General features: G+C 67.4%; 24 protein-coding genes and 4 pseudogenes. 18 read left to right on the forward strand and 10 right to left on the reverse strand.

Annotation, left to right across the window (positions count from 1 at the left end; genetic code table 11):
* The first annotated feature begins 128 nt into the window (after positions 1–128).
* Positions 129–1,574 (forward strand): ricin-type beta-trefoil lectin domain protein, encoded by a 1,446-nt coding sequence (locus G3I60_RS30270; protein WP_164299204.1) that lies wholly within the window; start codon positions 129–131, stop codon positions 1,572–1,574.
* A gap of 164 nt (positions 1,575–1,738) precedes the next feature.
* Complete coding sequence (locus G3I60_RS30275; protein WP_164607999.1) at positions 1,739–3,490, forward strand: beta-galactosidase family protein; 1,752 nt, start codon at positions 1,739–1,741, stop codon at positions 3,488–3,490.
* 529 nt (positions 3,491–4,019) lie between these two features.
* On the opposite strand, the gene G3I60_RS30280 is transcribed toward G3I60_RS30275, so the two are convergent.
* The 3 genes and pseudogenes from G3I60_RS30280 to G3I60_RS30290 form a co-directional block, all read right to left on the reverse strand.
* On the reverse strand, positions 4,020–4,478 hold the full coding sequence (locus G3I60_RS30280; RefSeq protein ID WP_164299200.1) for a DUF6042 family protein: 459 nt from the start codon (positions 4,476–4,478) through the stop codon (positions 4,020–4,022).
* Positions 4,479–4,589: 111 nt separating this feature from the next.
* A complete protein-coding gene (locus G3I60_RS30285) occupies positions 4,590–5,789 on the reverse strand; it encodes a hypothetical protein (RefSeq protein ID WP_164299198.1) in 1,200 nt (399 codons plus the stop codon).
* Between the two features lie 102 nt (positions 5,790–5,891).
* Positions 5,892–6,188: pseudogene (locus tag G3I60_RS30290) on the reverse strand (RraA family protein); the annotation flags it as partial.
* 169 nt (positions 6,189–6,357) lie between these two features.
* Between G3I60_RS30290 and G3I60_RS30295 the strand changes: the two are divergent.
* A complete protein-coding gene (locus G3I60_RS30295) occupies positions 6,358–6,843 on the forward strand; it encodes a hypothetical protein (RefSeq protein ID WP_164299195.1) in 486 nt (161 codons plus the stop codon).
* Between the two features lie 241 nt (positions 6,844–7,084).
* Here G3I60_RS30295 and G3I60_RS30300 read toward each other — a convergent pair whose 3' ends face one another.
* Complete coding sequence (locus G3I60_RS30300; RefSeq protein WP_239070417.1) at positions 7,085–7,621, reverse strand: hypothetical protein; 537 nt, start codon at positions 7,619–7,621, stop codon at positions 7,085–7,087.
* A 443-nt stretch (positions 7,622–8,064) separates the two neighbouring features.
* Here G3I60_RS30300 and G3I60_RS30305 point away from each other — a divergent pair, with 443 nt between their 5' ends.
* From G3I60_RS30305 to G3I60_RS45800, 8 genes and pseudogenes are all read left to right on the forward strand, one after another.
* Complete coding sequence (locus G3I60_RS30305) at positions 8,065–8,541, forward strand: hypothetical protein (protein WP_164299193.1); 477 nt, start codon at positions 8,065–8,067, stop codon at positions 8,539–8,541.
* Positions 8,538–8,675: a hypothetical protein gene (locus G3I60_RS30310; protein WP_164299191.1), complete on the forward strand. Its 138-nt coding sequence runs from the start codon at positions 8,538–8,540 to the stop codon at positions 8,673–8,675. The genes G3I60_RS30305 and G3I60_RS30310 overlap by 4 nt, the downstream gene beginning before the upstream one ends.
* Positions 8,672–9,067 carry a DUF2867 domain-containing protein gene (locus G3I60_RS30315; protein WP_203674242.1) on the forward strand — a complete coding sequence of 132 codons (396 nt, stop codon included), beginning with the start codon at positions 8,672–8,674 and terminating at the stop codon, positions 9,065–9,067. Before G3I60_RS30310 ends, G3I60_RS30315 begins: the two co-directional genes overlap by 4 nt.
* A complete protein-coding gene (locus G3I60_RS30320; protein ID WP_275406028.1) occupies positions 9,064–9,483 on the forward strand; it encodes a DUF6463 family protein in 420 nt (139 codons plus the stop codon). Before G3I60_RS30315 ends, G3I60_RS30320 begins: the two co-directional genes overlap by 4 nt.
* A gap of 126 nt (positions 9,484–9,609) precedes the next feature.
* Positions 9,610–9,828, forward strand: coding sequence for a DUF3995 domain-containing protein (locus G3I60_RS30325; RefSeq protein ID WP_164299185.1), 219 nt, complete (start codon positions 9,610–9,612; stop codon positions 9,826–9,828).
* A 429-nt stretch (positions 9,829–10,257) separates the two neighbouring features.
* Positions 10,258–10,578 (forward strand): CU044_2847 family protein, encoded by a 321-nt coding sequence (locus tag G3I60_RS30330; protein WP_164299182.1) that lies wholly within the window; start codon positions 10,258–10,260, stop codon positions 10,576–10,578.
* A gap of 77 nt (positions 10,579–10,655) precedes the next feature.
* A pseudogene (locus G3I60_RS46905) lies at positions 10,656–12,407 on the forward strand (AAA family ATPase); the annotation flags it as partial.
* Positions 12,408–12,509: 102 nt separating this feature from the next.
* Positions 12,510–13,532 (forward strand): annotated as a pseudogene (locus G3I60_RS45800) (sensor histidine kinase); the annotation flags it as partial.
* Positions 13,533–13,793: 261 nt separating this feature from the next.
* Here the strand turns inward: G3I60_RS45800 and G3I60_RS30340 are convergent.
* A complete protein-coding gene (locus G3I60_RS30340) occupies positions 13,794–14,315 on the reverse strand; it encodes an NUDIX hydrolase (protein WP_164299178.1) in 522 nt (173 codons plus the stop codon).
* An 84-nt stretch (positions 14,316–14,399) separates the two neighbouring features.
* Between G3I60_RS30340 and G3I60_RS45805 the strand changes: the two are divergent.
* Both G3I60_RS45805 and G3I60_RS46550 read left to right on the forward strand, forming a co-directional pair.
* Positions 14,400–14,603 (forward strand): annotated as a pseudogene (locus G3I60_RS45805) (tyrosine-type recombinase/integrase); the annotation flags it as partial.
* Positions 14,604–15,106: 503 nt separating this feature from the next.
* Positions 15,107–15,460, forward strand: coding sequence for a DUF6262 family protein (locus G3I60_RS46550; RefSeq protein WP_275406029.1), 354 nt, complete (start codon positions 15,107–15,109; stop codon positions 15,458–15,460).
* 937 nt (positions 15,461–16,397) lie between these two features.
* On the opposite strand, the gene G3I60_RS44715 is transcribed toward G3I60_RS46550, so the two are convergent.
* A complete protein-coding gene (locus G3I60_RS44715; protein WP_275418085.1) occupies positions 16,398–16,688 on the reverse strand; it encodes a DUF6193 family natural product biosynthesis protein in 291 nt (96 codons plus the stop codon).
* Here G3I60_RS44715 and G3I60_RS30360 point away from each other — a divergent pair.
* Positions 16,618–18,111, forward strand: a complete 1,494-nt coding sequence (locus G3I60_RS30360; RefSeq protein ID WP_164608002.1) for an ISL3 family transposase — start codon at positions 16,618–16,620, stop codon at positions 18,109–18,111. The two genes, G3I60_RS44715 and G3I60_RS30360, sit on opposite strands and share 71 nt — an antisense overlap.
* Before the next feature lie 12 nt (positions 18,112–18,123).
* Here the strand turns inward: G3I60_RS30360 and G3I60_RS30365 are convergent, their stop codons facing one another.
* Positions 18,124–18,870, reverse strand: a complete 747-nt coding sequence (locus tag G3I60_RS30365) for a hypothetical protein (protein ID WP_164292084.1) — start codon at positions 18,868–18,870, stop codon at positions 18,124–18,126.
* A gap of 163 nt (positions 18,871–19,033) precedes the next feature.
* Positions 19,034–19,540 carry a DUF6193 family natural product biosynthesis protein gene (locus tag G3I60_RS46555; protein ID WP_164292085.1) on the reverse strand — a complete coding sequence of 169 codons (507 nt, stop codon included), beginning with the start codon at positions 19,538–19,540 and terminating at the stop codon, positions 19,034–19,036.
* Positions 19,541–19,907: 367 nt separating this feature from the next.
* On the opposite strand from G3I60_RS46555, the gene G3I60_RS30375 reads away from it, so the two are divergent.
* Genes G3I60_RS30375 through G3I60_RS30385 form a run of 3 tightly spaced genes read left to right on the forward strand, consistent with a single transcriptional unit; the run spans position 19,908 to position 21,541 of the window.
* On the forward strand, positions 19,908–20,162 hold the full coding sequence (locus G3I60_RS30375; protein WP_164292076.1) for a hypothetical protein: 255 nt from the start codon (positions 19,908–19,910) through the stop codon (positions 20,160–20,162).
* A gap of 58 nt (positions 20,163–20,220) precedes the next feature.
* On the forward strand, positions 20,221–21,174 hold the full coding sequence (locus G3I60_RS30380) for an IS481 family transposase (protein ID WP_239070419.1): 954 nt from the start codon (positions 20,221–20,223) through the stop codon (positions 21,172–21,174).
* A gap of 49 nt (positions 21,175–21,223) precedes the next feature.
* Positions 21,224–21,541: a hypothetical protein gene (locus tag G3I60_RS30385; protein ID WP_203674244.1), complete on the forward strand. Its 318-nt coding sequence runs from the start codon at positions 21,224–21,226 to the stop codon at positions 21,539–21,541.
* A gap of 624 nt (positions 21,542–22,165) precedes the next feature.
* Here the strand turns inward: G3I60_RS30385 and G3I60_RS30390 are convergent.
* Positions 22,166–22,705, reverse strand: coding sequence for a hypothetical protein (locus G3I60_RS30390; RefSeq protein WP_164292086.1), 540 nt, complete (start codon positions 22,703–22,705; stop codon positions 22,166–22,168).
* A gap of 5 nt (positions 22,706–22,710) precedes the next feature.
* Positions 22,711–23,415 (reverse strand): helix-turn-helix domain-containing protein, encoded by a 705-nt coding sequence (locus G3I60_RS46560; RefSeq protein WP_275405856.1) that lies wholly within the window; start codon positions 23,413–23,415, stop codon positions 22,711–22,713.
* A gap of 133 nt (positions 23,416–23,548) precedes the next feature.
* Here G3I60_RS46560 and G3I60_RS30400 point away from each other — a divergent pair, with 133 nt between their 5' ends.
* The gene (locus G3I60_RS30400; protein WP_164292088.1) at positions 23,549–23,866 is read left to right on the forward strand and encodes a hypothetical protein; all 318 of its coding nucleotides are present in this window, start codon (positions 23,549–23,551) and stop codon (positions 23,864–23,866) included.
* The last annotated feature ends 284 nt before the right edge of the window (positions 23,867–24,150 follow it).

A 24,150-nucleotide genomic window follows, 5' to 3' on the forward strand; every position in this document is an offset into this window, starting at 1 on the left:
GTGCACCCGACCGGCGGCGGGGCCCCGCTCCCGCCGGCCCACCGGACCGCGCCCCGGCATCGCCATGCGCTTCCTCCTGCTCGTCGTCGTGCTTGCCCCGAGGTACTGCCTCACAGAAAGGGAAAGCCATGCCCCACCCCTCCCCGTCCCGCACCGTCCACCGCGTCCTGGCCTGTCTGCTGGGCGCCGCTCTGTTCGCACCGCTCACCGCCCTGACCGACGCGTCCCCGGCCACAGCCGACACCCCGCCGTTCGCCGCCGCACAGTTCCAGGGCGTGAACTGGGCCCGCCCGGGCGACAACTACGTCGACGGACCCGTCGTCCTCGAAGGACTGAACGTCACCGACAGCTACGCCACCGTCAAGGCCAAGGCGGACGCCGTCTACAACGGCTTGAAGGCCACCCTCAGCGCCAACACCGTCCGCCTGCCGGTCAACACCAAATCCGTCGGCACCGCCTGGTGGAACGCCTACACCGGCGCCATCGACTCCGCGACCGCCAAGGGCTTCAAGGTCGTCCTGTCCTACTGGGAGGACGGGGCGTCCTCCAACGGCCGGATCGTCGACATGGCCGCCTTCAACACCATGTGGAACACCGTTGTCGCCAAGTACGGCTCCAACGGCCTGGTCTACTTCGAGCCGATGAACGAACCCCACGGCTACGACGCCACCGAGTGGACGAACCTCGCCGCCACCTGGCTCGCCGACCGCCCCTCGGTCCCCCGGGCCCGGATCTTCATCAGCGGTGTCGGCTACAACGGTGACGTCAAGCCCGTGTGCGGCGACAGCCGCCTGGACGGGACCTACCTCTCCTACCACCACTACGCCTTCATGAGCGCCGCCAAGACCTACGACCAATGGGTCGCCCACTTCAAGGACGGCATCGGCTCCTGCGCCTCACGCACCGTCCTGGACGAGTTCGGCGCGCCGATGGACGACGGCCTGAACTACAACACCACCACCAGCACCGACAACTTCATCCGCTACCTGCGTGCCGACACCGACACCGTCCGCGCCCTCGGCGTGGGCGCGGTCTACTGGCCTGCCCTCGGCGGCCCGCACAACGAGCGGCCCACCTACGACTACTACTCCCTGTTCGCCCTTCAGGGCAGCGGCACCAACCTGTCGCTGGGCGTCCGCAACATCAGCGGCATCGACCGGCTCAAGTACGCCTGGGGCCTGGATCCCGGCGCGCACACGGGCGCCCTGCACAGCCTCAGCGGCACCAACCGCTGCCTCGACGTCCCCGGCGCCACCCATACCAACAGCACCCAGGTCATGGCGTGGACCTGCAACGGCGGCGACAACCAGAAGTGGACCAGGACGCCGTCGGGACAGCTCACCGTCTACAACGGCGAGAAGTGCCTGGACGTCGGCGGCCAGGCGACGGCCAACGGCAGCGCGGTCGGCATCTACGACTGCAACGGCGGCGCGAACCAGAAGTGGACGTTCTCCTCGGACGGCACGATCCGCGGCGTCCAGTCGGGCCGCTGCCTCGACCTGGACCAGACCACCGCCAAAGGCCAGCTCTACGACTGCTGGGCGGGCGACAACCAGAAGTGGCAGACCCTCTAGCAGTTCACCGGCCCAGCAGTTCGGCGGCGTAACAGATCGCCGGCGCGTACGGGTACCAGGCCGGCCGCGCGGGAGCCCTCCGCGCGGCTGGCCGGCCCACCCGCCTCTTCGAAGCCGACATCGCCCCACCCCACACTCCCCCTACAGCACAGGAGCACTCGCACATGCCCGTTCTTGACTTCGACGACAACGGGTTTCGGCTCGACGGCGCACCCTTCCAAATCCTGTCCGGAGGACTGCACTACTTCCGCGTCCACCCCGCGCAGTGGGCGGACCGGCTGCACAAGGCCCGCCTGATGGGCCTCAACACCGTCGAGACGTACGTGCCGTGGAACCTGCACGAGCCGCGCCCGGACTCCTTCCGGATGGACGGCGAACTGGACCTGCCGGCCTTCCTCGACCTGGCCGCGGCCGAGGGGCTGCACGTACTGCTCAGGCCGGGCCCGTACATCTGCGCCGAGTGGGAGGGCGGCGGCCTGCCGTCCTGGCTGCTGGCCGAGCAGGACATCGCCCTGCGCAGCCGGGACCCCCGGTTCCTGTCCGCGCTGGACCGCTACCTCGCCCAGCTCCTCACCCCCCTGCAGCCCTACCTCGCCACCCGCGGCGGCCCGGTGCTGGCGGTGCAGGTGGAGAACGAGTACGGGGCCTACGGCGACGACACCGCCTATCTGGAGCACCTAGCCGCCACGCTCCGCCGGTGCGGTGTCGACGTGCCGCTGTTCACCTGTGACCAGCCCGCCGACCTGGAGCGGGGCGCCCTGCCGGGCGTGCTCGCGACAGCCAATTTCGGCAGCCGCTCGGCGCAGAGCCTGGCCGCCCTGCGCGCACACCAGCCGGCCGGCCCGCTGCTGTGCGCCGAGTTCTGGAACGGCTGGTTCGACCGCTGGGGCGCCCACCACGTCATCCGCGACCCGGCACAGGCCGCCCAGGAGCTGGACGAACTGCTCGCGACCGGGGCCTCGGTGAACTTCTACATGTTCCACGGCGGCACCAACTTCGGCTTCACCAACGGCGCCAACGACAAACACACCTACCGGCCGACCATCACCTCCTACGACTACGACGCACCGCTGGACGAGGCCGGTGACCCCACCGAGAAATTCACCGCGTTCCGCCGGGTCCTCGCCAAGTACGCGCCGGTGCCCGCCGAGCCCGTCCCCCACCCCGGGGCCAAACTCGCCCCCCACACCATCGCGCTCACCGACAGCGCCTCCCTGCTCGCGTGCGCTGCCGACCTGGGTGACGCGGTGGCGTCCGAGCGGCCACTGACGATGGAGGAGCTCGGGCAGGACTTCGGATTCGTACTGTACGAGACCGCGCTGCCCGCGGCAGGGCCGGTGCTGCTGGAAGTGGAGCAGGTGCGCGACCGCGCCCAGGTGTTCCTCGACGGCCTGCCCATCGGGGTGCTGGAGCGCGAGAACCACGAGCGGGCCATCGCCTTCACCGTGCCGCGCGCGGGCACCGTACTGAGCGTGTTGGTGGAGAACCAGGGGCGAGTCAACTACGGGCCGGGCATCCACGACCGCAAAGGCCTGCTCGGCGCCATCCTCCTGGACGGATCCGCACTGACCGGGTGGTGCAGCCGGCCCCTGCCGCTGACCTCCCTGACGCAGCTGCCGTTCACCAACACCACCACGACGCCGACCGGGCCCACCTTCCACCGCGGCACCGTCGACCTCGCCGAGCCTGCCGACACCTTCCTCCACCTGCGCGGCTGGAGGAAGGGCAACGCCTGGGTCAACGGTTTCGCCCTGGGCCGCTACTGGTCGCGCGGCCCACAGGGGTCGCTGTACGTGCCGAAGCCGGTGCTGCGGGCAGGCGCCAACGAGATCGTCGTGCTCGAACTGCACGCCGCCCACCGCCCCCGTACCGTCGAGCTGCGCCCGACCCCGGACCTCGGCCCCACCGAGCAGTAGCGGTCGCCGCCGTATGCCAACCCGTAGGCCAGGAGCCCCGCCATGAACGCCGGCCGTCCTCGGGACCGGATTTCGTTCCTGGTCAGGTGCCGGACGCCTGGTCCGGTGTACCCGGGGTAACGGCTTTTCTGCCAACTTCAGCTCGCCCATGCGACTCCTCCCAGGGAACACCTGGTTGATCGAACGAACACAGCCACGGATGACCCGGCCCCTTCGCTCCGCCCCCATTACAGGGACGTCATCACTACTACGGCCGGTCCGCCGGCGGGTCCCGCCCCGGTACTCAGCCCCTCGAGGTTTCCGCCGCTTCGGGACGCTCCCTCTTCGAGGTCGTTTTCTCCCGGTGTTTCATCCCGGAACGAGTGCTAAATCCGTTGGCGTCGGGTCGCACCAGAACTCCAGCTTCTGGCGTGCGGCCCCCCTGCATTGGGAGACAACCACCTCCTCCATCCAGCGCCTTGCACGCCTCAGTCCCGGCGGTCGGGGATCAGCACGATGAGGCGCACGGCCGGGTGACTGTCGGTCCGGTTCAGTCCGTACCCCGGGGCAGCGTCACCTGGATCCTGCTGCCCTCGGTGGCGCCATGGATAGCGATCCTTTGTTGATCGAACTGCTCCCCATCGCGCCGGATGGCGAAGACCCTGTAGGGCGGAAGGCCCGTGAGATCGCGGCTCGTAGTGAAGTCGCCCGTTTCCGTGAGGAGACGGAGCGCTTCACGGCGGCCATGGGTATCTCCCTCGATCAGCCGGGCGACGCGGTCCAGGCTGGTCTTCACCTCGCTGCGACGCTGTCCGTCTGGATCGAACAGCTCGATGCTGCGGTAGGAGTCGCCCTCGTAGACGCTGTCGATCCGAAGCTGCCTCTCAACGCTCCTGGATATCCGACGGCTCTTCGACGCGTACGGCATGACGCTGCTCGTACCCGATGCCTTGCCCGAGCACATGGCAACCCTGTGCATCGGGAACAGTGTCAGCGTGGTGTGGCCCACAGCGTACGGGCTCTACGCCCGGCTCGCGCCGCTTGACTCCTCATGGCAGTGACGGCCCGAGGTAATCCTCGGGCCGCCGCTGGTCTTGCTGTTCAGCTCCGGGCTTGCTGTTCAGCTCTCGGTGATGCGGGTCCAGGTGAACGGGCCGAACGAGGTGGACGTCGTCGGGTTGTGGGCTCCTGGGGTGACGGTCAGCTTCAGCCATTCCAGGGGTGTGGTGCTTCCGTGCACGACGATGCGGTGGAAGTTCGGGACGGCGTAGCCGGGGTGGCTGTTCCATGCGTCGTACGCGCAGACGTCCTCGTCACCCGTGCAAGGCGCACCCTGGGTGAGCGGGTTGTCCGAGCGGTAGACGTGCGAGTCGCCGACGAGCAGGAGCACCGGCTTGCCGAAGGCGGCGGTGTGCCTGGCGAGACTGGAGACGACCGGCTCGTAGTTCGCCACGTGGTCGGCCGTCTTGCCGTCAACGTCCCACATGTCGGCCTGGGTGGTGACGACGACGCTGGACATGCCGCCGGCCTTGGCGAGTGCGAATGCGGTGTCCAGCCAGCGCAGGTCGGCCGCGGTGCGCTGGGCGGCCTCGTCGAGCTGCTGCCGTGAGGCCGTCGGCGCGCCGTACCAGGGGTCAGCGTCGTTGTTGGAGCCGCCGGGCACGTTGACCGTCACGAACAGGGTGCCGTTTTTGACCCAGAGCACGTTCTCCACGTACTTGGCGTCCTCGGGGTGCGCCCAGTTCGGCAGCTGCGCCTGCGACAGGACGCGCAGCGTCCCGCTGCCGAGGGTGTGGCCAGGCTTGGGGAAGAACGTCTTGCGGACCAGATCCAGGTTCGCGGCCGGGTTGCCGGAAGCGTAGGCCACTGAATGGCCGGTGGCCGGATCGAGCACGTAGTCGATCTTCCCGGTGAGCGGGTTGTACGTGCCGCCGCCCTCCTTGGCCTTGTGACAGTCGGCCCACTCGTTGTCGCCGGGGGTGTAGACCATCGGATCCGCGAAGGTCTTCCACAGCGCGGCGACGGACTGATCGTAAGCGGCGGTGCAGTACTGCTTGCCGGAGTGGATGTCGCCGACATGGATCACGGTGCCGACGTCCGGGTCGGCGTTGACGTTGGCGATGAACGCCGGCGTCGCGTCGAACTCGGAGGTGTCGGTCGGCGAGGTGCCGTACGGGGCGTCGCCGTACACGGCGAGCGTGAACGGCGCACGGGCCCCGGCCCCGGCCCCGGAGGCGGTCGCGTTCGCCGTCATGGCGGTGGCCGATATCGCGCTGAGCGCCAGGGCCAGGCCCACGGCTGCAAACGACCTTCTTTTCATCTGTCTCCTCGGTGAATTCGACCGTGCCGAAGCAGCCTGCTCGCAGCGCGCGTCTCACCGGGAACGGACAGGTGAACGGAAGTCGAATACGGCGTCTACCGATCAGTCGTCCTGGCGCGGCATGTCCATCCGCCCTCCGATGGCCTTCTCGATACGGGCTCGGTGGGCCGCCTCCCCCACGTCGAGGAACTCCCCGGCCTCCTTGGCGAGCTTCGCCCGGGCGACGCCCAGGTTCTCGTCCCGGCGGGCGGCCGGTACGACGACCATGACCTCCTCGTCCGCGACGACGACGTCGCCTGGGTGTACATCCACACCGCCGCAGCGGACCGGGATGCCGAGGGGCTGGGCGGCCGACTTGGCGCCCGGGATCGGGATGACGCCGCGGGCGAAGACGGGGAAGGCCATGCGCATGCAACGCCGCTCCGGCATTCGCCGAGGGAGGCTCGAAGGTGGCTCGCGGGCAGGCGGCCGTTGGTAGCCGCCTACCAACCGCGGCTTTCAGCGAGGCGTACGGAATCAGGCCCGACCCCAGCGCCGTCTACTCTCGTGCGCGCAGGCCGGCGACCGGATGGCCCTCGCCTTCGTGGGGCGCCTGCTCGCCCGCCACGACCGTGGCGCCGAGGCATTCGAGCTGCTGTGCCCCGTCGTCGAAGACCGGTTCCTCGCCGCCTCGCTGCTGACCACCTGGATCCCGACCGACCACCGATGCGACACGCTGTGGTGCGGCCGCGGCCTCGACGCCGACACTGCGCTCGCCCTGCTTACCACGATCCGGGAACGCCAGGACCGCACCAATGACGCGATCGCCCTGCTGCGTACCCGGCACGTCACCTCTGTCAACAGTCGCTACCAGGTCGCCGATCCGCCGGCCACGCACAACCGGATCGAGGAACTGCTCGCGTACGCGGAGCCCGAGGACCACGGACACGCCGCGCAGCGTTCGGCCGAAATACGTGAGGAGCACGGCGACGTGGAGGGCACGATCGCTGCCTACCGTCAGCCCGACACCTCGGTGGCCCCCACTACAACGGCGGGGCCCAGCACCCGCAAATAGTCGTGGAGCAGGTCAGCGAAGGCGGTTGCGGCGCCGACGCACGGCCCCTGGCAGCAATTGACTGCCGGTCAGTGAGATGAGTCACCGTGAGAAAAGTAGAGCCCCGGACAATCCGTCCGGGAAGGGCATCGCGCGTGGTGCAAAACCTCAGCCTCGCACTGTTGCCACTGTCCCTTGTCGTAGGGCTTTTGGGGACCACTCCCCCTGCGATGGCCGACGAGCCGCCGTACCCCGTGGACCCCTACAGCACGGCCGTCCTGCGCCGGTAGTACGCGATCGTCGTGGCCGCCAGGAGGGGCCCCCAGGCCAGCAGCGGAGAGTAGCAAGCCACGAGGAGCACTTGCTGGGCTGGCGTCTGCGTGACGCGCGCAATCAGGCCTGCCGCCTGGGAGCAGGCGAACCAGCCTCCTATCGTGCACAGCGCCGCCGCCCCGAGCAGCGCTGGGACCACTGCCGCGAGCGTACGCACTCGCCGCGCGCCGATGAGCGGGAGCCAGCGGGGTGCGATCTCGCCCCAAGGTCGCACCAACCCGAGTGCGAGCAGGGCGAGGCCTTCGGATATCACGGTCAGCGAGACGGCCAACACCACCTCGCGGCCGTTCCGGCCCGACTGCTCGGCCACCGGGAGCCCGGCAACCTGGGCGATTCGCCACAGGCCGGACGGCAGGGTAACGAGGGGTACGGCGTGGGCGGCGAGGACAGCCCAACGCGGAACCTGGGGCAGCGCGTCGATCTTCAGCATGCGTTTCATCGTGCTGAGGCGCAGGTCGTCGCACATCAGCACGCAGGATGACCTGTTCCCCATACGGGGGAGAATGTGTATCGGATGTCCGACGCACCCAGCTCCAGCACGCCTGGCCAGTCGCGGGAGACCCTCCGGCGTCCCTGGGAGAACCGGTCAAGGCGGAGCAGCAGACCCCGGCTTGGTTCCGTCGAGGTTCAGGAACATCCGCGCCCGCCTGCTCTCCCGACCCGTGTTCATCCAACGGCACGGGCACCGGACGTTCACCGGATCCTCGAACCCTCACCGGGCGCCCCGCTACGACGTCGGGAAGACCGTCAACGCGAACTCACGATCGCCGCACATCAACTCAACCTTGTTGCAAACCGCGGTCTTGGAGCGACGCCGTCGCAACTTCCCATGCACGCACAACCGCTCCGATTTCCTCGAAGAAGGCGTGCTCGCGGCGGTGCGGCCAGAGGCGGGACAGACCCGCGCCGGTGAGCATCCCGGTGACAGTGGGCCGCCGGCAGCGTCATGCCCGGAACCATCAGCGGCGCGACTTGCTCTCCCACTTCGAGGCTGAACACACCACGGCGATCATCGATGCGGTGCAGGCGCTCGCCGAGCTGTCCGCGCGGGAGCGGCTGGGCCGACTCGTCGTGGAGGCGATCAAGGACACCGGTCCGGATCTGGAGATCGCCATGCGGGCCTGGGCGAAACAGGACCCTGAAGCGGCTTCGGTCCAGGGACGCGTGGACGCGACTCGGATCGCCTATCTGCGCGATCTCTGCCATGAGGCCGGGCACCCCCAGCCGGAACAGATGGCCACGCTTCTGTACGTGATGTGGATTGGGGCGGCGCACCTGATGCCCCCGCTTCCGGGCGCGCGGCTGCGCGGCCTGTACGAGGCGATGCTCGCTCTGCTGAATCGGCCCACCTCGTACGCCTCGGCCATCGAGGAGAGTGCGCCGTGAGCCTCATTGGCACCGTGCCCGAGCTGGCGTCTCTGCTCGCCGACGCCGACCACGTCGACGTGAAGGCAGCCGAGTGCGAGTCCACTCTTCGCGGTTCCTCGCAGTGGCCATGGGGCGACGGCCCGCCTGGATGAGGACCCTGTTTCGCGGCAGGGCGGTCGTCGCCCGGCTGCTGCGGCTGCGTGAACCGGGCGTCCCGGCCGGCGTGCCGTTGCGACCCGAGGATATCTCCTTCACACCGGGCGACAAGGTCGCGTTCTTCACCGTCAGCGCCGCCGCCGAGGACCGGTTCATCGTCCTGGAGTCAGCCGACACGCATCTGATCGGGTATCTCGCTGTCCTCGCTGGGCCGTCGGCAGGTGGTCGCACCAGGTTCGAGGGGGTCACGATCGTGCGCTACCGCCGCTGGACCGGTCCGCTCTACTTCAATCTCATCCGTCCCTTCCATCACCTGGTGGTCCGCAGCATGACCAACGCGGGCAGCCGCCCAGCCCCTGGCACTGTAGAGAGGATCACACCGAAATGAGCACCTCGGCCCGTTCGACTCCCCGCATACCCGAGTCCGCGCGGCTCGCGCGTTGGGTTCCCCGCCTGATTCTCGCTGGCGCCATCGTCCACATGGTGGGGGCCGCAGCCAACTCGAGGTGGCGGGGCATCTTCTCCGACGGCCTATGGAACACCGTGGGCGCGGGCAACGACACCCGTGTGGCGACCCTCTGGTTCATGATCGGCGGAATAGCCCTCTTCGGCCCCGGCATCCTCACCCGCACATCCGTGATGCGCACCGGGAAGGTACCCGTCGAGACCGGATGGATCCTGCTGGGGCTCGGGATACCGATCGCACTGCTGGAGCCCGCGTCCGGCGCGTGGCTGCTGATCGCGATCGGCGTCTTGGCCCTGGTGACGGCCCGCCAGGGCAAGGAGCACGCCGATGTGGCGTGACGGCACGACCATGATCGCCGCGGTGGCCCTGACCGCGGTCGGCACACAGCACGTGGTGTGGGCGCTCACTCCCTGGCCGGCCCGCTCCTATCCGGAGTTGGGCCGCTTAGTCTACGGAGGGCTGGCATGCCGCCCAAACCGGCCTGCCTACTGGTCGGGTCCGGTCTGCTGGGCGCGGCTTACTGCCCGCTCGCCCTCGCCGACTTCACTCCGGAACTCGGCCCGCACTGGCTCTATGGCGTCGGTATCTGGGCCCTGACCGTGTTGCTCCTGCTGCGTGGACATGCCGGCCCGCCGTTCAGCCTGCGCGGGGAACCCGAGTTCGTGCACTGGAACGGGCCTTGAACCAAGGCCGGGTAGTTAACGTTTTCGCAGGTCACGCAAGCCAGTTGAAGGATTTCCGACGCAGAACAAGGGAGCTCGTTGGTACAGGCAGTCGCCCAAGACAGCTTGTACTTGAGGAGCACCGTTGCCGTTTCATCATGTCCTGCCGGCCCCGGTGATGGCCATCACGCGTACGGTCACAGTGGCCGCGGGCCGGTTCGCGGCCGGTCATCTGTGCGAGCTGGTGCCGATAATGGTGGCGGCCGACGCGAGCACAGCGAGGGCGCCAGCGGTCTACGCCACCGGCGGCCCGGTCAGCGAAGGATGTTGTAGCACCACCGCACTTGAGATCACTGGTTCTCCTGCAGACGGCAAGGTCCCCGTTCAAGAATGGGGACGATTGCGAATCGCGCTGGAACGTCCAGCGAGGTGGGTGTTGGGGGAGATCCTATGGAGCACTTGTACGCCATCCCGTTGGAGAACGGTGCCGGGGAGACGGCGGTGTTCGAGGTGGCCAGCGACGTAACGAGCTCGGACCTGGAGTTAGCGGCAGGCGGAGACCTCGTTGCCCGTGCGAAGGTCTCCCTCCAAGAAGCACTGGACCAGGTGAAGCCGGCACTATCGAAGGTCGCCGACATGGTCCGGGAGCTGAGGCCGCAGGAGGCGGAGATTGAGTTCGGTCTCAAGATGGGCGGCGAGACGGGCGTGGTGATTGCCAAGGGAACAGCCGAGGTCAACTTCGCGGTGCGCCTGGTCTGGACACGTCCCTGACCGTGGGAGTGCGACGCGAGGGGTTCATCGTCAAGGTCCGCGCTGCTGCCTCTGAGGGGCCCGTCGGCATTGGTTTCATGGTGGGACCGAACCAGGTGGTTACGTGTGCCCATGTGGTCAACGCGGCGCTCAGACGGGAGAAGGACGACCGAAGCCGCCCGGCCGTCGGAGCGCGAGTACAAGTGGAATTCGTGCTGCTCGGCGACACCGAAGGCGGCCCGGTACGCAACTGTCGGGTTGACGCCTGGGACCCGCCAGCAGGCGGAGGCGCGCAAGGGCGTGACGTGGCCGGGCTGGTCATCGTCGGCGGCGACACCGTTCCCGTAGGGGCTGGGGCCGCTCGGCTTCTCGATGCCAGAGCGGGTGTCTTCGGCGACGGCCAGGTCTCCGTGTTCGGTTACCCCAGTGCCCCATCCCGAGAAGCCAACGGGGCCTGGAGTTCCTGCATCCTGCGGGGCTCCGTCGGCGGCGGATTGCTCCAGCTGGATTCCGGCAGCGAGTCGGCGCTCCGAGCGCAGCCCGGTTACAGCGGGGCGCCGGTGATCACGCAGGATCGTTGGGGGGATGCCGTTGTCGGGATGCTGGCCATCGCAAGCCGCGGCGGCGCCACTGGGGACGCATACGCCGTACCGCTATCGGAGATCGTGGCAGCGTGGCCGACGGCGCTGGAGCGCCGAGTACTACCGCCCTGCCCATACCGGGGGTTGCAGACCTTCACGGCCGTTGATGCCCAGGCGGGGTACTTCGTAGGGCGAGAACGTGAAGTTCGACGCCTGCGCGACATGGTGCGTGTACAGCCGCTCGTCGTAGTGGCGGGCCCTTCGGGAGTAGGCAAGTCCTCGCTGGTGGCCGCGGGCCTGCAGCCGGCCCTCGCGCAGGAGGGATGGGCCGTGGCGTCCTTTCGCCCCGGCCCATCCCCCTATGCGGCCGTGGCCCGGGCGCTGCTCGACCTTGAGCAACCTGAGGCTGGGCACTCTCTTGAACGTCTGGAGCAGCGCACGCGCTCGCTGAGGGAGGAGGGGTTCTGGGCCACTGCGGGCAAAGTCTCCCTTTTGACCAACCGGCGTATCACGGTGATCGGCGACCAGTTCGAGGAAATCCTCAACGGTGGCCCTGGCAGCGAGAAGCCGTTGGAATTTCTGCAGCAGATGTTTCCGCCGCCCGACACACCGCAGAATGAGAACGTACGGCTCGTATGCACGCTGCGCGCCGACTTCCTGCCCGATCTCCTGTGCATGCCAGATATGGGACCGCGCCTCCAAGACAGGCAGCTCAATGTGTCGCCGCTGGACGAAACCGCCTTGACCCGCGTGATCGTCGAGCCCGCAGAACTGACGGGAGTCAGCTTCACACCCGGCCTGGCCGCAGTCATCGCCAACGAGGCCAGCAGAGCTGCGGGAAGCCTGCCCCTCCTGGAGTTCGCGCTCACTGAGCTGTGGCCGCTCCAAGAAGGGCGACGCATCAGCTTCGACAGCTACTACGGCCTGGGAGGAGTGGCGGGGGCACTCAACCGCCACGCCGAGAAGGCGTACGAGCAGTTGTCGGAGCAGGTGGAGGAATCCCGCATCCGTCGCGTCCTGCTCTCCATGGTGAGGGCTCGGGGCGGCGCGTCAAGCGCCGTGCGTGTCACCGTACAGCGGTCCCACCTTGACGCGGACTGGCACGTTGCTCAGCTTCTCGCCGCCCCCGAGCAGCGCCTCGTGGTGATCGGCCCCGGTGGCCCCGACACTGCGGAGATCGCGCATGAAGCTCTGATCCGGGAATGGCGGAGACTGGCCGACTGGGTCGATGAGGATGCCGATTTCCAGCAGTGGCTGGCTGTGGTGGAAGAGCGTGCCACGGAAGGTGATCTCTTGTCTGCTACCCGGGTAGCAGAGGCGCAGCGCTGGATGGGGGAACGGCGAACGGATATTCCGCAGAACGTTACCGGCCTCATCGAGAACAGCATTTCGGTGATTTCCGAACAACAGCAGACTCGGCGGCTACTGACAGAGTCTCAGGAACTCACCGAACAGCTTCGCATGAGTTCGGCAGAATTGATGATGCGACAGGAAGCCCTTCAAGCCTCCAACGCAGAATTGGAAGAAAAAGCCGAAGAACTGGCGCGCCAGAATCGGGAAATTGAACACAGAAACATGGAGATAGACGAAGCCAGACAAGTGCTAATGGAGCGAGCCGAACAGCTGAAGGTATCCATGCGACACAAAACAGAATTCGTGGCGACCATGTCGCATGAGCTGCGAACACCACTCAACTCTCTTGTGATCCTGGCCAAGATGCTCGCCGAGAATCCGAACGGGAACCTTACGCCCAAGGATGTCGAGTTCGCAGAGACTATTCATGGGGCAGGCTGTGATCTGCGGCAATTGGTCGACGACATCATGGACCAGTCTCGCTTGGAGACAGGACAGATGGATATCCACCCGACCCGGATCGCGCTCGATCGGCTGGTCGAATACCTCCAGTCCGTTTTCCGCCCCTTGACCATGGAGAAGGGCCTGACCTTCTCCGTACGGGTGTCCCCTGATCTGCCGGTTGCCCTGTACGCGGACGAACGGCGGCTACTGCAGGTACTGCGCAACCTTCTGTCGAACGCGGTGAAGTTCACCCCGGCCGGAGCAGTAGAGCTTGTGATCAGGGCAGCCGGAGCCGACGTGCCGTCGGACATCCGGGAACAACTGCTGGAGGCCGGCTCCCTGAGCCACCCGAGCGCGGAACTGATCGCCTTCTCTGTCACCGACACCGGGATCGGAATCGCGGCGAGCGATCTGCATGTGATCTTCGAGGCCTTCAAGCAGGTCGATGGCATCACGAGCAGGATGTACGGGGGCACGGGCTTGGGTCTCACGCTCAGCCGAGAGGTCTCCCGGCTCCTTGGCGGAGAGATTCATGTGGTCAGCGAGTTGAACGCTGGGTCGGCCTTCACTCTGTACCTCCCACTGCACCGCAATGATGCCGGTTCGACGACGATGCCGATGCCCCGCAGCCACAGCCGGTCGAACCAGGCCGGGTCAGAGGTTCCGATGCCCAGCACGTCCTCATCGGTCGCGCCCGGCACCAACGCGGGGCCGTAGCGCCGCCCGTCCGGAAGTCGTCCGGCTCCGCGAAGCTACCGCCGGGGAATCCAAGGTCCGGCGCCTTCCAACGCCGCGAACCGCCGTCATCGGCTCCTGCAGCTGATGCTTGCCCTGAACCGCGGCGACCCTCATCGCCGATCATCCGGCCGCTGGCCCGCCCGCACCGCTGCCGAATCCGGACTCCAGATATCGGCGCAAAGCCTCCCGCCCTCCCGGCACGAAGAGCCATTCATCAGCGACTTCACGCAGTTCGTCCACTGTCATCCAGTCCTGCCACTCGATCTCAACCGGGTCCGGCACCAGAGCCTCCGACACGACGGCCTCATGCACCCCGAACCAGATGGGGCTAATCCCTGCCCGGCAAAGGAACTTGAACAGGAACCGCACCGGCACACGAACCCCCAGCTCTTCAGTCAGCTCGCGAACGGCCGCCTGCTCATACGACTCACCCACGTCCACGGCGCCGCCGACCATCACGTCGTAGTAGCCCGGGAACCGGGACAACGTCTCGGCCCGTCGCAGCACCAAGATCCGCCCCTCGCGATCACGACAGATCGTCGTTGCGATGCGATGCGGCCAGTTCTCACGCACCGCCTCATCCCGGTCGACGACTCCCAGCACCCGGTCATGCTCATCCACATGCTCAACCCGCTCACTCATGGAGGCACGATCCCAGCCCCCACTGACAACGCTGCCCGACGAGCACCATAGGCAAGTGATACGCACCACAGGAGATCTCACGGAATGCAACACGCTCGACGATCAGCGTCGCGAACGGTGTCTCGAAGAGCGACCTGCTCAATCGCCACACGAGTTCATCCGCACACGGTCTCTGCGGACACAAGGCACACGTTCGCCTGCCGACTGATCAACCGCGACGTCCCGCAGGAAGTGGTCCGGGTCCTCCTGGACCACGAGTCGTCCCAGATGACGGCCCACTACGCGCGGATCACCGATCAGACGGTGCGGCGGCGCTGGGAGGAGGCGATGAAGGTCAACATCAAGGGCGAACGCGTCGCACTGGACGCCGACGGGCCGGCCGACGGGCCGCTTGGCCAGGCCCAGTGGGCCAAGACGAGCTACGGCATCGCCACCCAGACGCTGCCCAACGGCTACTGCGGGCTGCCCGTCCAGAAGACCTGCCCGCACGCCAACGCCTGCCTGAACTGCCCGGTCTTCGTCACCGGCCCCGAGTTCCTGCCCGAGCTCCGCGACCAGCGCACCAGGACCCTGACGCCGATCGACAACGCCACGCGTTGCGGACACACCCGCGTCGCGGAGATGAACCAGCAGGTTGCCGACAACCTCGATCGCGTGATCGAACTGATGCAGGAGGACCCGGGACAGGCGAGGAGACCGACGATGCGAGCTGACAACACCCGCCTGATCACCGCCGCCGCAGCACGTCGCGCAGCAGCACCCGGCAACGCGCCACCAGGGCACTGCGGCGCATGGACACCACCGGCTCCAAGATCACCTTCGAGACCGTCGCCCGCGAGGCCAAGGTCTCCAGGTCCTGGCTCTACAACCAGCCGGACATCAGAGCCGAGATCGAACGCCTCCGAGCCCGACACCGCACAGCCCCCGCATCCAGGCCGGTCCCCGAGCGGCAACGCGCCTCCGACGCCTCCCTGCTTCACCGTCTGGAAGCCGCCACCGCACGCAAACGGCAGCTGGAAGCGGAGAACCATAAGCTCAGGGAAGCCCTTGCTCTGGCTCTTGGCGAACAACGTGCTGCCGAGGTCCGAGGCACTCGCGGTGCCGCCGCGAAGGCTGCAGTTCCAAGGACGCTCGGCCCCTGCTGAAGAGCCGCCGCGTCGGCGCCACAACCGCTCGCTCGCGCGGCCGCATAGGCCCACGGCGGGAATACGAGGTCGACGGAAGGGAAGTGTTGCGAGAGCATCCTCGGGGAGATCGGATGACAGGAGCTCGGTGATCACCCAGGGCGTGAAGATCACAGCACGGTGCGAAGCCTGCGGCGGCGTGCTGATCCGCGACACCGGCCAGTTCATCGACCGTGATCAGCTGTGGTGGGGAACCGAGGGGTGGTGCCTGTCCTGCCCCGTCGCCTGGTCCGAGCAGGACAGCGGCGGCGAGACTCCCGAGGCGATCCGCCAGGCCCTGTTGGCCGAACACGGGGCTGCCCGACTTCGACTGACAGAGCCCGTGGCCAGTCCGGTGTCCGTCCTGCGCGCTCTGCGAGAAGTCCACGCGCTGACACTGGCGCAAGCCCGATCCACGGCAGACCAGCTCAGCACGACCGGGCTGATCGGAACGCTGGTCGAGGTGGAACTCATCGCCAGCCGCCTCCGGCACCATTCCGTTGGAGCAACCATCGATCCAGAACCCCGATGACTGTCAGCAGCGCTGCCCGCGACACGCCGATCGACGATATTTCCGCACCCGCGAAGACGATCCGCCCGTCGCGTCGCGGTCATTGTCCACATCGCAAAGCCACAGCTCAGAATGCTGATCGTCGAGCCGGCTCAAGATAATGGCCGTTGATCAACTTCACGCCGTCGAAGCCCCGACTGTCGAATCCGACGACCGCGTCCGCCTTGACCGACTGCGAGTCGATCACCCCGGCCGTCGGTTCGGTGTCCCGGCCCGCACGGGTGCGGACCTGCCCGCGTAACCGGTCGTGGAACTCCCCGACCAGGCCGTGATCACGCCAGCGGCAGAAGACGCGTACCCGGTTCCAGGGCGTTCTGTGGAATCAGATCCGTCAAGTCCGGAGGGCTGTCAGCTGAGCGGTTCGAGGATGTCGGGCTTGCCGTCCACGGCGGGACCCCAGCCGGCCGGAAGGTGTGCGGCAGCGATTTCGACGGCCTCCTGGGCAGTGAAGGCTCCGCCGATCCGCTCCCGCCCGGAGCCTTGTGGTTCGTGCAGTCGTAGCACGTGAAACCGTTCACCATCGAGGGGGAAGATCGAGGGCAGGTCCTGGGACCAGGGGAAGCCCGCGATGCTGTTCGTCGATGCAGCGGCGTGCGGACGACCACCAGCTTGCCCGGACTGCCGATGGCGGGGGCGCAGAGTGCACTCGACCTACCGCCGCAATCTGTCCGAGCGGCCTTTGGGCGGGCATAAGTTGATCGTGCGTCTGCGGGTACGGCGCTTCTCCTGCGATCGAAAATCGTGCGCCCGCAGGACGTTCGTCGAGCAGGTCGGCCGACTGACCGAACGGTACCGCCGCTCCAGCCTCGGGCTGAAGGAGTGGCTGACGACGGTGGCCGTCGAGCTCGGCGGCCGGGCCGGCGAGCGGCTCTGCCGCAAGCTGAACCTGGCGGCGGGCCGTACCCGCCTGGTGGGACTGCTGGAGGAGCCTCCGGCGCCGGGGCGGGCACCGCGGGTCCTCGGGGTGGACGAGTTCGCCTTCCGCCGCGGGCGCAGGTACGGCACCATCCTGGTCGACGTCGAGGCCGGGCAGGTGGTCGACGTCCTGCCCCACCGTACTTCGGAGACGTTCGCTGCTTGGCTGACCGCCCACCCCGGAGCGGAGATCATCTGCCGCGACCGTGCCAGCGCTTACACGAAGGCGATCAAGGAAGCCGCGCCGGACGCGATGGAGATCGCGGACCGCTGGCACCTGCTCCAGAACCTCTCCGGCGCGGTTGAGAAGACCTGCCATCAGCACCGGCCGTGCCTGAAGAAGTACGCGGAAAGGGGAGGTGACCGCCTGACCCAGATGCCACTGGTGGACGCACTGCCGCCCACGCGGATTGTGCAGCGTGTTCTCCAGCACCACGCCGAGGTCGCGCGCATGGTCGCGGTCGGCCATCCGCTCAGTGACATCGCACGCCGCCTCGGCCTCGACCGCAAGACGGTCCGCCGCTACCGCGACACCGGCCTCGACCACCTCCTCGACAGCGCCCGCGACCGCCGCCCTGAGAAGCTGGACGCCTTCAAACCATTCCTGCAGCAGCAGTACGCCGCTGGCATCACCAACGGCCGCACGCTGTTCCAGCAGATCCGCGAACGGGGATTCCGCGGCGGCTACTCAACACTCACGCCCTACCTGCGAACCCTGAAAGCCGGCACAGCTCCGGCCGCACCAGCGGATATCCCAAGCCCGCGCCGGATCACCTCCTGGATCATGCGCAACCGCGAGCTCCTCAGCACCCAGGAGGTCGAGCACCTCGACCAGGCCCGCCTCGCGTGCCCGGACATCGCGCGGGCATGTGACCTCGCCCGGGTCTTCACTGACCTCGTCCGCAACCGCCGAGGCCAGCTGCTGCCTGCCTGGATCCGCCAGGCTGAACGGTCCGACGTTCTCCCGGTCGCCAAGTTCGCCGCGTTCCTCCGCCAGGACCTCGACGCTGTCACCGGCGGCCTCACCCACGAATGGAGCTCCGGCAGGGTCGAAGGCCATGTCAATCGCGTGAAAACGATCAAGCGAGCCATGTACGGACGGGCCGGCTTCCGACTACTACGGACCCGAATCCTCGCCCGCACATAGCCTCGGGCCCGGTCACGGAATCCAGCAGGCCACCACCCGCTCGGCCACCGAGAAGTCGGTCTCGCAGTCCGGGCATGCGGCCCGCCCGAACAGGTAACGGACGCCATCCGCCAGGCTCTCCTGACCGTCTGCCAAGGCCCGCGTGAACAGCCTCCGCGGCAGCCCTTCCAGCTGCTGCGTTCGCGCCGGTTGGAGAGGTGACTTCTGCACTTGTCGCAGTGCGTAGTCGTCGGTGCAGCAGAATGAGTCGTCCTGTCCGATGACGACGAACATGTTGATGCCGCAGTAGGGGCAGTCGACCTCGTACTCTCCGGTCTGCAGGCCATCCAGGGAGCGGTCCCAGATCTCGACGCCCTCGAAGGAGAGCAGGGCCTGCAGCAGGTTCACGTATTCGTCGGCCCCAGCCGTCTGGCTCAGGCGGCGATCGGTGAGGTCATGCAGAACTGCAATCGGAGCCGAGAAGACCATCAGAGGGCTGTTGGGATCGGACAACCCGGGCGAACAGGAAGCGATGGCTCCCGCCGCCAGCAGCACCTCGCCCAGGGTCTCCGGGCTGCCCGCGGTCGCGATCTCGGCCAAGCGCGGAAGCGCTGCAAAGCTGGCGGCGAAGGCGGTGTCCAGCTGCGGACACAGGTGGTCCATCAGCTCGGACCACACACCGCTCGGATCGGCCTCGAACCGGTCCAAGAGAGCAGTCACGTGCTCTGCCGAACCGCACGCGTCGGTGAGTGTCGACCAATCCGTCATGCGTTCATCCAACCAGGCGGCTCCGGACGGGCCGCACTGGGCCGAAGAACTCCAAGATCCTTCACGGAATCGCGGTCAGAACCTTGAAATTCCCCACCCCCGGCTCAGGGGGTGGACAGACCTGCTCGTATTGATTCCCCAGTCTGCAGCGTTCGGCGGGGGCGCCCTTTCAGGGTCACTGGCTTTCACGGTCACGCAGGTCGTGCTGGGTCCCTGCGACCGCCGGCCCCCAGGTCTGTGGCATGCGAGCGACGACCACCGCTGCGGCTTCCTGGGCCGTGTAGTTGGGTTCGCGCGAGAATGGCTCGCCGCGGTGATGGACCGCATAGCGGCGGTCACCGAGCGGGTAGATCGCCGAGACATCCGGGGAGAACGGGAACCCGGTGCATCTGCTGGACATCAGGGCCCCGTGGCTGGTGAAGGGGAAGAGCGACCTCAGTCGGGGCTCGGCGTGGGCTGCATAGAGCATTTCCAGGTCCTCGTACGGGTCCGGTGTCAGGAAGCGACTCCACTTCTCTGCCACGGCATGCTCAGGGCCGCGTTCGTGGGCCGAAGCGAGGTCGCTGACTTGCAGGAACGGTGCCGCGGTATGCAGTTCGGCCAGTGTGACGCCTGCGTGCCAGGCCGCAGCCGCTTCGGCGAGCTCAGCGAGGTCGCTGGTGGAGCCGCTGGTGAGATTCACACCTTGCCCCCAGGCGGCGATAAGGAACACTCGATCCGCGGACCCGAGGTCTACGCTGAATCGGTCCAGTCGTGGGTTGCGGCTGGTGATCCATGCGTGGATGAGCGACGAACCGTCAGACGCGGACCGAACCTCACCGACGTTCAGGTTGTTTTCGGCGGCGCACTGGGCGAGGGCTGCACGGAGACTCCCCGTGGCAGCAACATCGGGGTACAGCTCGGGATCGGGCTGGAGTGGCTGCCGGGACGGGCCAGGTTGAGTCATCCCGACATGATCACTCTTGTTGAGTCAGCAACCAAGTGTGGAATGCGAGCAGGGCTGGGGAAAATCGAGGCTGTGGTCCACATTTCGTGACGGTCACTGTCCCGTGTCACCCAATCGCAACCCCCTCGACGCCGACGCCATGGTCCGCACCGCCCAGACCGCCGTCCGCAGCCGCTCCACACCCCTCGTCGACGCCATGCTCTGCGCCCGCCAAGCCCGCGCCCTGGCCAAAGCCCACGACGCACCCGGTTGCTACGCGCCCTCAACCCCGCCGAAGACCACCTCAACAAGGGCCCTAGCTGTTCTGTCCATGGAGGTTGGTGACAGCGATCACGGCTGGGTGATCTTGTACGAGTGAGGGCCTTCCGGGTTCGGTGTGGATTGCGACATCTACACGGAACGATCAGAAGGCCCTCATGCCCCACCGTAATGCACCCCTGACCGAGACCGGACGCCTGCGTCTGGCCCGCTGCGTCGTGGAGGGCGGCTGGCCGCTGCGCCGGGCCGCCGAACGCTTCCAGGTCTCGCCCACGACCGCCCAGCGGTGGGCCGGCCGCTACCGCGAGATGGGCGAGGCGGGCATGCGGGAACCGGTCCTCGCGCCCGCACCACAGCCCACGCCGGACCCCGACCCGCACCGAGCGGCGGATCATCAAGGTCCGTGTCCTGCGCCGGTGGGGACCGGCCCGCATCGCCTACCTCCTCGGGCTCAACCCCGCCACCTCTACCGGGTCCTGAGCCGCTACCGCCTCGCCCGCCTGGCACACCTGGACCGCGCCACCGGCCGGGCGATCCGCCGCTACGAACACGAACGACCCGGCGACCTGGTCTACGTCGACATTAAGATGCTCGGCAACATCCCCGACGGCGGCGGACACAAGAACCTGGGCCGCCAGGCCGGCCGCAAGACCCGCTCCGGCGCCGGCTACAGCTACCTCCACAACGCCGTCGACGACCACTCCCGCCTCGCCTACAGCGAGATCCTCGCCGACGAGAAGAAGGAAACCGCCGTCGGCTTCTGGCAGCGCGCCCACGCGTTCTTCGCCCAGGCCGGGATCAATGTCGAACGCGTCCTGACCGACAACGGCGCCTGCTACACGTCGCATGCATGGCGCAACTTCCTCGCCGAGAGCGGTATTTCACATAAGCGGACCCGCCCCTACCGGCCCCAGACCAACGGGAAGGTCGAACGCTTCAACCGGACCCTGCTGGACGAATGGGCTTACGCCCAGCCCTACCGGACCGAGGCCGAGCGACGCGACGCATACCCCGCCTGGCTGCACACCTACAATCACCACCGCGGACACACCGCGCTCAAAGGCCAGCCACCCGCCAGCCGCGTCCCCAACCTCACGGGTCAGTACACCTAGCGCCGAGGACCCGTCCTGGACATACTGGGTCACCCACCCCGAAATCGACATGCTCACCGGATCCTGCATGCTCGACCTCGGCGATCCCGCAGCCGCGAGCGGAAAGTTCGCCGACGCCGACGCCGCCTTCGGCCCCGAATACGTCCGCACGCACGTGCTGTACCCCTCCCGAATAGCAACCGCCCAACTCCAGCAGCGGGAGATCGACACCGCCTGCGCCACCGCCCACCAAGCACTCGACCTAGCGGCCGACCTGCAGTCCGGACGAAGTAGCGATCACCTTCACGACCTCGCAGGCCACCTAGCCCGACACCGTCGAAACCGCGACGCAGTCGAAGTCCTCGACCGCATCGCTTCCCTGGCCTGATAGCCCACCAGGTGCATCAAGTGCCCGGTGGGCTCGTAGCGGTGTTCCGCCGGTCCGGCAGCGAACTTGCCGAGGTTCCCCCGGATTGACGAGCGGTAGACCGAAGCCCGATGGGGCTGATTCGGGACTCGTACGCTGGTAGGTACGGCCGCCGATACTCCCATGATGATTTCCGAGGTCCGATCGCTCGTTCGCTGGGTTGGAGCTGGCCGAAGTCTGACCACTACCGGCGAACTGCGAATCGCCGATGCCAGCGTCATGGTGCAACTGCTGGGCACGCCGGATACGCAGCATGCGCCTGGTGGGGATGTCAGGTGTGTCCAGACAAGCCGTCACCTGCCGCATCTGCAGGACGTCGTGCAGATGGCAAAAGACGCGCGATTGCTCAGGGTCGAACGAGGCAGGCTCATCCCGGTGAAGAAGAACGCCGATGCGGCTTCCAGCGACGACGGCGTTCGACGTACTACTCCATGCCTCCGACGAGTCGTGTCATGAGCTCTGCCGCCTGTCCGGGCTGTCCCTGTGGTGTGAGGTCTCAGGAGTCTGTTGACACTTCTGACTCATCAGATCCTTGACAGGCTCAGGACTCGCTGGACGCAGCCGCAGGAATGGCAGAGACGGGTATCAGGAAGGCTCTGGGTCCTCAGGGTCTGGGTCGACGTTCCACAGCTGGGGCAGGTCCGCGTCGCAGAAGACGCAGACGAAGTAGCCCTCTCGGACGATGTTGTGCTCCTGGCAGTCCGGACAGCGGCGGAAGACCACCTCGTGCGTGAAGCGGTCCGGGTGCTCCAGGCCGACTTGGTCAAGCGCGTGCGCCACGGCTGGCCATGAGGCCGCATCGGGGCAGTAGCCGGTCGACTGGTTGCTGGTCTCCTCGGCCGCCCATCGTCCGGCCTCGCTGTGGAAGGCCATCTCACCTGCGCTGAGCACCTGCTTGCCTCCTGCGCAGGACACGTGCTCGCTTCGGCGCGGGGCAAGGCGAAGGACGCCGTCCATGGCGACGACGAAGGTGAAGGGCTCAGCCAGTTCTTCCCCGTTCCGGGCCGCTGCCCAGAACGTGAACTCGGCTGCCGTTCGGATGGCGGTCCCACCGTCCCCCGGCTGAACGGCTGCCCTCAGGTGCTCGGGCCCGACATACCGATAGCTTCGCCTCGACGCGCTCATGGCGGTCAACCTAGAGCACCTCGGCTTGCGCGCCGAGCCAATTTTTGGCCTGGCCAGAGCCTGGGTGTATGGATCTTGGCCTTCCAGCGCTTCACGGGATGGTCGTCCTTGCGCGCGTGAAGCGACAGCTCGGCGCCCTCGTAGGTGACGCGGAAGTGGGTGTCCTCGACGTAGATGGTGACGATCCGGTTGGTGTAGGTGCGACCGACCCGCAGTCGCTGGCGGGCCACCATGACAACGCCGTCGCGGGGGACCTTCCGCTCGACGCTGACGGCAGCCGGGAGTGGTGGCAGCTGGGTTGCCGCAGCGCGGGCGCCGAGCACTTTGGGGCGCTCGTCTGCGGTGAACGGTGAGGGCAGCGTCTTGACCCGGGCTCCGTCGTGGACCGCGTGCAGGAGCTGGCCGTCGAGGCGGACGGTGATCCGCTTGTTGGCGAGTTCGGCGCCGATCTTCACGCGTTGCCTATCGAAGATGATCCAGCCGTTCGCGTCCACGGTTCGGTCGACTTCGAGCGCCTGGTGGGCCGGAAGGTCACCCACCCGTTCGACGGCCGGCAGCCCGGTCGGGCTGGTCTTCGGCCGACGCGAAGCCTCCCGCAGGCCCTCGATGCCACCGGCGGCGTACTTCGCTTTCCACGTGTAGACCGACTGCCGGGAAACCCGGTACCGCAGGGCGACCTCAGTGATTGACGAACCGTCCAGCACCTCCAGGACCGCCCGGGCACCCGCGACCCGAGTGGATCGCCTACCTCACCCACGCACGGATCAGCGCCGATGCCACCGAAAGCCACCGCGACCTCGGCAAACCCGCGGCCGCGCTGCGCTGGACGCCCAGGCCGCAGTCATGCCGCCTGGGGTTTTCACCCGGGCCGTCGGTATCCGCGCCGCGGTCGTCGCCTCCGCCCACCTCAAAGCCAACAAACTCGATCTCGGCCTCGACATGGGCGATCGAGCCGTCAACATCCTCGGCCGGGTCCGCTCCACCCGAGCCCACGACTACCTCCGCGCCCTCAACCGCGAACTCCAGCCCTGGTCCAAGGAGCCGAAGGTCAGCAGCTTCCTCCACCGGTCAGCAGCTTCCTCCACCGCTCCCAACAGGTCCTCGCCGCCGCCTGATGGCACAGAACTGTCCTGTGGTGGGGCCGCCCGACTCCCCGCGTGATTCTTGAGCGACCAGGCCGTGCCCCATAAGTTCACCGCGAGCGCGACCACGCGGACGAGGGGGGCTACGCCGCCTGCCATTGTCGACCCTTCGCCAACCATGGCCATCGACAGGGCTTGGAATGACAGGAGGGCTGCCCGAACGAGTGGCTGGTGCAGGTCAGACATCCCATGCCGTTTCATGTCAAGAGGGATAAGGCTGGGCGTGGTGTGACCAGGCGGTTGCTTCGTCGTAGTGGGTGCGGGTTTTGAGGCATCCGTGGAGGATGCCGACGAGGCGGTTGC

The sequence above is a fragment of the Streptomyces sp. SID13666 genome (assembly GCF_010548325.1).
GTDB lineage: Bacteria > Actinomycetota > Actinomycetes > Streptomycetales > Streptomycetaceae > Actinacidiphila > Actinacidiphila fildesensis.

Bases quoted from the DNA above. Each gene is read 5' to 3' on its own strand.
- G3I60_RS30320 (WP_275406028.1), top strand. From the start codon at position 9,064: ATGAGCACCTCGGCCCGTTCGACTCCCCGCATACCCGAGTCCGCGCGG.
- G3I60_RS30360 (WP_164608002.1), top strand. From the start codon at position 16,618: ATGCTGTTCGTCGATGCAGCGGCGTGCGGACGACCACCAGCTTGCCCG.
- G3I60_RS30330 (WP_164299182.1), top strand. From the start codon at position 10,258: ATGGAGCACTTGTACGCCATCCCGTTGGAGAACGGTGCCGGGGAGACG.
- G3I60_RS30295 (WP_164299195.1), top strand. From the start codon at position 6,358: ATGGCCCTCGCCTTCGTGGGGCGCCTGCTCGCCCGCCACGACCGTGGC.
- G3I60_RS30285 (WP_164299198.1), bottom strand. From the start codon at position 5,789: ATGAAAAGAAGGTCGTTTGCAGCCGTGGGCCTGGCCCTGGCGCTCAGC.
- G3I60_RS30340 (WP_164299178.1), bottom strand. From the start codon at position 14,315: ATGAGTGAGCGGGTTGAGCATGTGGATGAGCATGACCGGGTGCTGGGA.
- G3I60_RS30390 (WP_164292086.1), bottom strand. From the start codon at position 22,705: ATGAGCGCGTCGAGGCGAAGCTATCGGTATGTCGGGCCCGAGCACCTG.
- G3I60_RS30270 (WP_164299204.1), top strand. From the start codon at position 129: ATGCCCCACCCCTCCCCGTCCCGCACCGTCCACCGCGTCCTGGCCTGT.
- G3I60_RS30380 (WP_239070419.1), top strand. From the start codon at position 20,221: ATGCCCCACCGTAATGCACCCCTGACCGAGACCGGACGCCTGCGTCTG.
- G3I60_RS30300 (WP_239070417.1), bottom strand. From the start codon at position 7,621: ATGTGCGACGACCTGCGCCTCAGCACGATGAAACGCATGCTGAAGATC.
- G3I60_RS46550 (WP_275406029.1), top strand. From the start codon at position 15,107: ATGGACACCACCGGCTCCAAGATCACCTTCGAGACCGTCGCCCGCGAG.
- G3I60_RS30325 (WP_164299185.1), top strand. From the start codon at position 9,610: ATGCCGCCCAAACCGGCCTGCCTACTGGTCGGGTCCGGTCTGCTGGGC.
- G3I60_RS30275 (WP_164607999.1), top strand. From the start codon at position 1,739: ATGCCCGTTCTTGACTTCGACGACAACGGGTTTCGGCTCGACGGCGCA.
- G3I60_RS30385 (WP_203674244.1), top strand. From the start codon at position 21,224: ATGCTCACCGGATCCTGCATGCTCGACCTCGGCGATCCCGCAGCCGCG.
- G3I60_RS30315 (WP_203674242.1), top strand. From the start codon at position 8,672: ATGAGGACCCTGTTTCGCGGCAGGGCGGTCGTCGCCCGGCTGCTGCGG.
- G3I60_RS30400 (WP_164292088.1), top strand. From the start codon at position 23,549: ATGCCGCCTGGGGTTTTCACCCGGGCCGTCGGTATCCGCGCCGCGGTC.